Here is a 7511-nt window from a genome sequence, read left to right on the forward strand (position 1 = left end):
AGGGGATGCCCTTGACGCGATCGAGCTCCAGAGTCCACTTGGTGACCTGGTCGAGGAAGTATCGGTCGTGGGTCACCAGGATGACGCAGCCCGGGAAGGCCTCCAGGTGATGCTGCAGCCAGGCGACGCTCTCGGCGTCCAGGTGGTTGGTCGGTTCGTCCAGCAACAGCATGTCGGGCTTGGCCAGCAGCAGGCGAACCAGCGCCACCCGGCGCTTCTCACCGCCCGAGAGCTTGTCCACCGACCAGTCGTTCGGCGGGCAGCGCAGGGCGTCCATAGCCATCTCGATGCGGCTGTCGATGTCCCACAGGTCGCCCGCGTCCAGCTTCTCCTGGAGGGCGGTCATCTCCTCCATCAGCTCTTCGGTGTAGTCCTCGCCCAGCTTCGCCGCGACGGCGTTGAAGGCGTCGAAGATCTTCTTTTCCTCGCACCAGGCGATGGCGTTGCCCCACACGTCGAGGCTCTCGTCGAGCTGCGGCTCCTGCTGCAGGTAGCCCATCTTGACGCCGTCTGCGGCGCGGGCCTCGCCCTGGAACTCCTTGTCGAGTCCGGCCATGATCTTCAGCAGGGTCGACTTGCCGGAGCCGTTGACGCCGACGACGCCGATCTTGGCGTCGGAATAGAACGACAGCCAGATGTTCTCGAACACCTTCTTGCCGGCGGGGAAGGCCTTGGTCAGGCCCTGCATCTGGAAAATATACTGCTGCGCCATGGGGCGGGCGGTCTCTTCGAATAGAGGAATGGGGTTGGGGCGGGAGATAGACGCAGGGCGCCTCCTGCGCAACGTCGGCGGGCCCGCATCGGGAACGAAAGTCCCATGCTCCGCGTAGTGATGGGGACAGGCGGCTCCCCGCGCCTGCCCCAGTCAGGAGTAGATCCCATGCACAAGGACACCGCCAAGGGCGCCGCGAAGGACGCTGCAGGCTCCGTGAAGGAAGCCGTCGGCCGCGCCACCGGAAACGAACGCCTGGAAGCCGAAGGCGCCGCCGAAAAGGTCGCCGGCAAGGTCCAGAAGGGCGTCGGCAATCTGAAGGACGCCGCCCGCGACGTGTTGAAGAAGTAGGACGCCGCACTTCTGGCGAGATCCGAAGGCCGCCTGGCGTGAAGCCTGCGCGGCCTTCGTCATGTCTGCGCCACGATCCCAGACGCCGTTCCGCCACAAAGCTTATCGAGCTTGGCCTTTGAGCGAACGATCCAGGCTTGGAGACTGAAGATGTTTGGTGGTTTGACGCGGCGCGGCGGCGCCCTGGCGGCGCTCGCGTCCCTGGCGGCCATGGGGCCGGTCAGCGCGCCCCAGGCCCAACCGCGCTACGCGCCCGATCAGCCGACCCCGGACGCCTGCGCCAGGCTGGGCTACGCGCCGGGCGGTAACGACCGTGACGACATGCGTCGCTCGCGGGCCAGCGGCGGGCTCTCCGGCGCCTATCCCTCACCGACCTACGCGCCGCCTCCCCCGCCGCCGCCTTCTCCCCGCGGCCGCGCGCCCGACATGGCGTCGAGCATTCCGCCCCTGCCCCTGCCGCCGGTCGAAAAGCGGGTCGAACAGAGCGCGCCACAGGCCATGGTGACGGGCGGCCGCTTTGCGCCGCCCAGTCAGCACCAGCCTGGCGCCGTCGACACCGAACGCTATCCCAACGCTAGCCCAAACCCGGTGAAGCGCACGGCGCAGGAGCCGGTCTCGACCTTCTCCATCGATGTCGACACCGCGTCCTATTCCAACGTGCGGCGCTTCCTGAACGACGGGACGCGGCCGCCGCGCGACGCCGTGCGGGTCGAGGAGATGCTGAACTACTTCGACTACGGCTACGCCCTGCCGCGCGACCGCGCGGCGCCATTCGCCAGCTTCGTGGCGGTGACGCCCTCCCCGTGGTCGCGCGACCGGCAGATCCTGCACGTGGGCCTGCAGGGCTATGAGCTCTCCGCCGCCGCCCAGCCGCCGCTGAATCTCGTGTTCCTGATCGACACGTCAGGCTCGATGAGCGGTGAGGACCGGTTGCCGCTGGCGCGCAAGGCGATGAACCTGCTGATCGACCAACTCGGGCCCCAGGACCGGGTGTCGATGGTCGCCTACGCGGGTTCCGCCGGGGCGGTGTTGGCGCCGACCTCCGGCCGCGACAAGCTGCGGATGCGCTGCGCCCTCGGCGCGCTGGAGGCCGGCGGCTCGACCGCCGGCGGCCAGGGCTTGGCGCTGGCCTACGCGATGGCGAAACAGAACTTCAACGCCCGCGCGGTGAACCGCGTGGTGCTGATGACCGACGGCGACTTCAACGTCGGCGTCGCCGACCCCGCCAAGCTCAAGGACTTCGTCGCCGAGCAGCGGCGCAGCGGCGTCTATCTGTCGGTCTACGGATTTGGCCGCGGCAACTACAACGACACGATGATGCAGACGCTGGCCCAGAACGGAAACGGGACCGCCGGCTATATCGACACCCTGGCGGAGGCGCGCAAATCGTTCGCCCAGGACTTCTCCGGCTCGCTGTTCCCCATCGCCGACGACGTGAAGATCCAGATCGAGTTCAACCCGGCGCAGGTCTCGGAATACCGGCTGATCGGCTACGAGACCCGGCTGCTGAACCGCGAGGACTTCAACAACGACCGGGTGGACGCAGGCGAGGTGGGCTTAGGCGCTGCGGTAACCGCGCTCTACGAGATCACCCCCGCGGGCGCGCGTCCGTCCGCCGATCCCCTGCGTTACGGTCGCCGCCCCGCGCCCGTCGTCGGCCCGACCGGAGAGCTCGCGTTCCTGAAGGTCCGCTACAAGCGTCCGGGCGCCCAGGCCTCGCAGCTCATCGAGCGGCCGATCACCGAGGCGTCTTACTACGCCGACGTGCGCAGCGCGCCCGAGCCGACGCGGTGGGCGCTGGCGGTGGCCGGATTCGGCCAGAAGCTGCGCGGCGATCCATGGGTGGACGAGCGCTTCGGATGGCCCGAGATTGAGGCCCTGGCTCAGGGTGCGCGCGGCGGCGACCCGTTCGGCGAGCGGGCGGAATTCGTCCAGTTGGTGCGCGCCGCGGGTCAGGCGCGATCGGTCAACGAATGATGCGCGGGGGGACGCGAAACGAAGCGCCCCGCCGTTCGTTGTTGAGCCAGCAGAAAGCCAAACCAGAGGGGGCAAGCCTTGGTGTTCGACGCCGCCGACTCGGAACGCCTTATCCGGCTGGAACGTGAGGTCCGGCCAAGGTTCGATCCGAACGGGGCCGGCGGTTTCCACCTGATCGACACCACGATGATGTACGCGCCGCGCTCGGGCGGGGTGAAGCGCTACCTCAACGCCAAGGTCTCCTGGCTCGCGCGGCGCCGGCCAGACGTGCGCCATACCCTGGTCGTACCGGGGGCCGCCACCCGCGTGGAGGACAGCCATACCGTCACCGTAGCCGCGGCCCGGCTGCCGTTCGGGGACGGCTACCGGATGCCGGCGATGCAGGGCAAATGGGAGACGGTGCTGCGCATGTTGGCGCCGGACGTGATCGAGGCCGGCGACGTCTTCGTGCCCGGTCATGCTGCGCTCGAGGTCGGCGAGGCGCTGGACGTGCCAGTGGTTGGCTTCTGTCATACCGACGCCGCCGCCCTGGCCGCGCTACACTTCGGAGACTGGGCGCAGGCCCCGACCTTCAGCTTCTGGGCCAGCGCCTACCAGCGGTTCGACCAGGTCGTGGCGCCCAGCAAGCACATCGCGACCCGGCTGGCGGAAGCCGGCGTCGAGCAGGTGATGGTCCAGGGCCTCGGCGTCGACACCGATCTGTTCGATCCGGCCCGCGCCGACCGCGCACGGCTACGCAAGCGGCTGGGCGTGAGCGCCGACGCGAGGCTGCTGGTGTTCGCCGGTAGGGCCGCGCGGGAGAAGAACATCGACGCCATGGTCGCCGCCGTAGAACGGCTTGGCGATCCTTACCGCCTGTTGCTGATCGGGGCGGGAAAGGATGTGCGCTATTCGTCCCACGTGATCTGCATGGATTACGAGCGCGACCCGGCGCGGCTGGCTGGGTTGCTGGCGAGCTGCGACGCGTTCCTGCACGCAAACGAGAACGAGATCTTCGGCCTGGTGGTGCTGGAGGCGCTCGCCGCCGGCCTGCCGGTGGTTGGCCAGTCGCGCGGCGGTGTCGGCGAACTGATCGATGAAAGCGTCGGCCAGCGCGCCCGCGATGCGAGCCCCGCCGCGCTCGCCGAGGCGATCGAGGCGCTGTTCGCCCGCGACCTCCCCACGCTGTCCGCCGCCGCCCGCCACCGCGCCGAACAACGCCACAGCTGGGACGCGACCTTCGAGGCGCTGACGCAGCTCTACGCTCGACTGGCGCGCGGCGCGCGGCGCGCCCCTCTTGCGCTGAGCGCCTGAGACGGGACGTCGCGCGACTGGGTGAATTGACTCGCCGTCAACGATTTCAAGGCACTGTGGCCTCCGAGACTCTCGAAGGGACCCCGGCATGGCCAAGGCCGTCTTTCAGCGGAACCAGAAGGTGTGGGTTGACAGCGTCGGCGCCTGGTCGGTGGTCGAGCGCATCGTACCGGTCTGGGCGCGGGGCTTCGAAGAGCCGATCCGCGTCACCTATGACGTGGGCCTGGGTCGCGAATTCCACGCCCATGAGCTGCGCGCCGAGCAGGACGACGTCGACGTACTGTCCGACAGCGGCGGCCCCTGGCGGCTGCTGCGGGCGCGCAACAAATGGCAGACCCCCGAAGACTGCCCGCATCACCCGTTTCCCGGCACCTATCCGGTGGTGGTCACCGACGCCAACGACTGGGGCGGCTGGCGCGTGCCAGGCGCCGAATACGACCGTGCGCCGTCGAAGCTGGAGATGCAGGCCCGGCTGATCGTCTCGGCCCCGCGGCTGCTGGCGCTGGCCAGGCACCTCGCCGAGCTGGTGCTGGAGATGCCGGAGGACTCCCCGTCCGAAGTCCGCGTTCTGGCGGAGGAAGCGATCAAGGTCGATCGGTACGTTCGCGAGATCCCGGAGCCTGACGCGCCTGTCGAAGAGGCGAAGGTGGCCTGACCGCGCTGACGCGGACGTTCTCACGCAGGCTCGCATTGGCGCCGGCGCCGCCCGGGGCTACATGCCTGGGATGCGCACAGACACCCCTCAGCCAGTCCGCCTGGTCGACTATCGTCCGCCCGCCTTCCTGATCGACGAAGTCCGCCTGGACTTCGACCTGATCCCCACCGCGACCCGGGTGAAGGCCCGTCTGTCTGTGCGCCGCGACGGCGCTGCCGGCGAGCCCCTGGTGCTTAATGGCGAACGTCTGAAGCTGATCTCGGTCGCGGTCGACGGCCGCGTCCTGGCGACGTCGGAGTACGAGGTCGACGCCGAGTTCCTGCGCGTGCCCAACGTGCCCGACCTCTTCGTCTTGGAGACCGAGGTCGAGATCAATCCACAGGCCAATACTGCGCTCGAAGGCCTGTACATGTCGGGCGGCCGCTTCTGCACCCAGTGCGAGGCCGAGGGCTTCCGCAAGATCACCTACTGGCCTGACCGGCCCGACGTTCTGTCGCGCTTCACGGTGCGCCTGGAGGCCGACAAGGCGTTCCATCGGCTGCTGTCGAACGGCAACCTGATGGAGTCAGGCGAAACACCGGGCGGGCGCCACTACGCGGTGTGGAACGACCCGTTCCCCAAGCCCTGCTACCTGTTCGCGCTGGTGGCCGGCGAGCTGGACGTGCTGGAGGACAGCCTGGTCACCATGAGCGGCCGCACTGTCGACCTGCGCATCTATGTGGATCCCGGTATGGCCGCGCGCGCCGCCTACGCCATGGACTCGCTGAAGCGATCAATGAAGTGGGACGAGCAGGCGTTCGGCCGCGAGTACGACCTGGACCTGTTCATGATCGTCGCCGTGCGCGACTTCAACTTCGGGGCGATGGAGAACAAGGGCCTCAACATCTTCAACGCCTCGCTACTGCTGGCCGACGAGGCGACCGCCACCGATCTCGACTACGAGCGGATCGAGGGCGTGGTGGCCCACGAGTACTTCCACAACTGGACCGGCGACCGGATCACCTGCCGCGACTGGTTCCAGCTCTGCCTGAAGGAAGGCCTGACGGTGTTCCGCGATCAGAGCTTCTCCGGCGACATGCGCGGCCACGCCGTGCAGCGCATCAAGGACGTGAAGGCCCTGCGCGCACGCCAGTTTCCCGAGGACCAGGGTCCGATGGCCCACCCGGTGCGGCCCAACAGCTTCCTGAAGATCGACAACTTCTACACCGCGACGATCTACGAGAAGGGCTCCGAGGTCATCCGGATGCTCAAGACCCTGATCGGCGCGGAAGACTTCCGGCGCGGCATGGACCTCTACTTCGAGCGCTGGGACGGTCATGCGACGACGGTCGAGGCGTTCATCGAATGCTTCGCCGAAGTGACCGGCCGCGACCTGTCCAATTTCTTCGCCTGGTACGAACAGGCGGGCACGCCGCGGGTGACCATCGCCAGCCGTTATGACGCGGATGCGCGCACCCTGGAGCTGGACCTCTCGCAGTCCACTCCGCCGACGCCGGGCCAACCGTCGAAGCAGCCGCTGCCGATCCCCGTGGCGCTGGGCCTGCTGGACTCCGACGGCCGTACGATGGCGTTCGACTACGAGGGCGCAGCGACCGACCAGGCGGTGATCGTGCTGGACGAGGCCCGCAAGCGGGTGGTGCTGAGCGGGGTCGACAGCGACCCGGTGCTCTCGGCGCTGCGGGGCTTTTCCGCGCCCGTGGTGATGACCACCGATGCGCCGCCCAAGGACCGCTATGTGGCGCTGGCCGCCGACCCCGACCTGTTCAACCGCTGGGAAGCCGGCCAGGATCTCGCCCGCGACCTGATCCTGGCGCGCGCCGCCGGCAAGCCCGACGAGATCGCCGAGGAGCGTTACGCTGAAGCGGTCGGTCGGGCGTTGTCCGACCAGGCGTCCGACGAGGCGTTCAAAGCGTTGATCCTGGCGCTGCCCTCGGAGAGCGACCTCGCGCTGGCCATGCGCCCCGCCGATCCGCAGGCGATCCACGCCGCACGCGACGCCCTGCGCCTGCGCATGGCGCTACACCTCGACGATATGCTGAAACGGCTGCACATCGGCCTCCAGGAAAGCGGCGAGTTCAGCGCCGACGCCGCGGCCGCCGGCCGTCGGGCGTTGCGCAACGCGGCTTTGGAGCTGATGGCGATCAACCCGCGCGGCGACGTCGTCGAACGCGCCTCGGGCCACTACCAGGCGTCCGGCAACATGACCGACGCCATGGGCGGGATGCAGGCGCTGATGCTGGTCGGCGGCGAGCCGTTCGCCGAGGCGCTCACCGACTTCTACGCACGCTGGAAAGCCGAACCGCTGGTGATCGACAAATGGTTCGCCCTGCAGGCGCGCGATCAGGGCGAGGGCGCGCTGGGCCGGGTGATGGGCCTGACCGCCCACCCTGCGTTCGACGCCAAGAACCCCAACCGCCTGCGCGCACTGGTGGCCACGTTCGGCGCGGGCAATCCGGCGGCGTTCCACGATCCGAGCGGCGCCGGCTATCGCTTCCTCGCCGACCAGATCCTGATGGTCGATGG

General features: G+C 68.7%; 6 protein-coding genes. 5 read left to right on the forward strand and 1 reads right to left on the reverse strand.

Going from position 1 to position 7511, the window contains the following annotated elements; genetic code table 11:
* On the reverse strand, positions 1-712 hold a 712-nt coding region (locus Q8R27_RS09215; RefSeq protein ID WP_305698741.1), incomplete at its 3' end, for an ATP-binding cassette domain-containing protein.
* Between the two features lie 168 nt (positions 713-880).
* Here Q8R27_RS09215 and Q8R27_RS09220 point away from each other — a divergent pair.
* The 5 genes from Q8R27_RS09220 to pepN all read left to right on the forward strand — a co-directional run.
* Positions 881-1063, forward strand: a complete 183-nt coding sequence (locus Q8R27_RS09220) for a CsbD family protein (protein WP_305698742.1) — start codon at positions 881-883, stop codon at positions 1061-1063.
* Positions 1064-1213: 150 nt separating this feature from the next.
* Positions 1214-3040, forward strand: a complete 1827-nt coding sequence (locus Q8R27_RS09225) for a VWA domain-containing protein (RefSeq protein ID WP_305698743.1) — start codon at positions 1214-1216, stop codon at positions 3038-3040.
* Positions 3041-3121: 81 nt separating this feature from the next.
* The gene (locus Q8R27_RS09230) at positions 3122-4333 is read left to right on the forward strand and encodes a glycosyltransferase (RefSeq protein WP_305698746.1); all 1212 of its coding nucleotides are present in this window, start codon (positions 3122-3124) and stop codon (positions 4331-4333) included.
* Positions 4334-4421: 88 nt separating this feature from the next.
* Positions 4422-4988: a hypothetical protein gene (locus Q8R27_RS09235; RefSeq protein ID WP_305698744.1), complete on the forward strand. Its 567-nt coding sequence runs from the start codon at positions 4422-4424 to the stop codon at positions 4986-4988.
* Between the two features lie 70 nt (positions 4989-5058).
* Positions 5059-7511: aminopeptidase N (gene pepN, locus Q8R27_RS09240; protein ID WP_305698745.1), on the forward strand; the 2453-nt coding region annotated here is incomplete at its 3' end.

Source organism: Phenylobacterium sp., assembly GCF_030697305.1.
Lineage (GTDB): Bacteria > Pseudomonadota > Alphaproteobacteria > Caulobacterales > Caulobacteraceae > Phenylobacterium.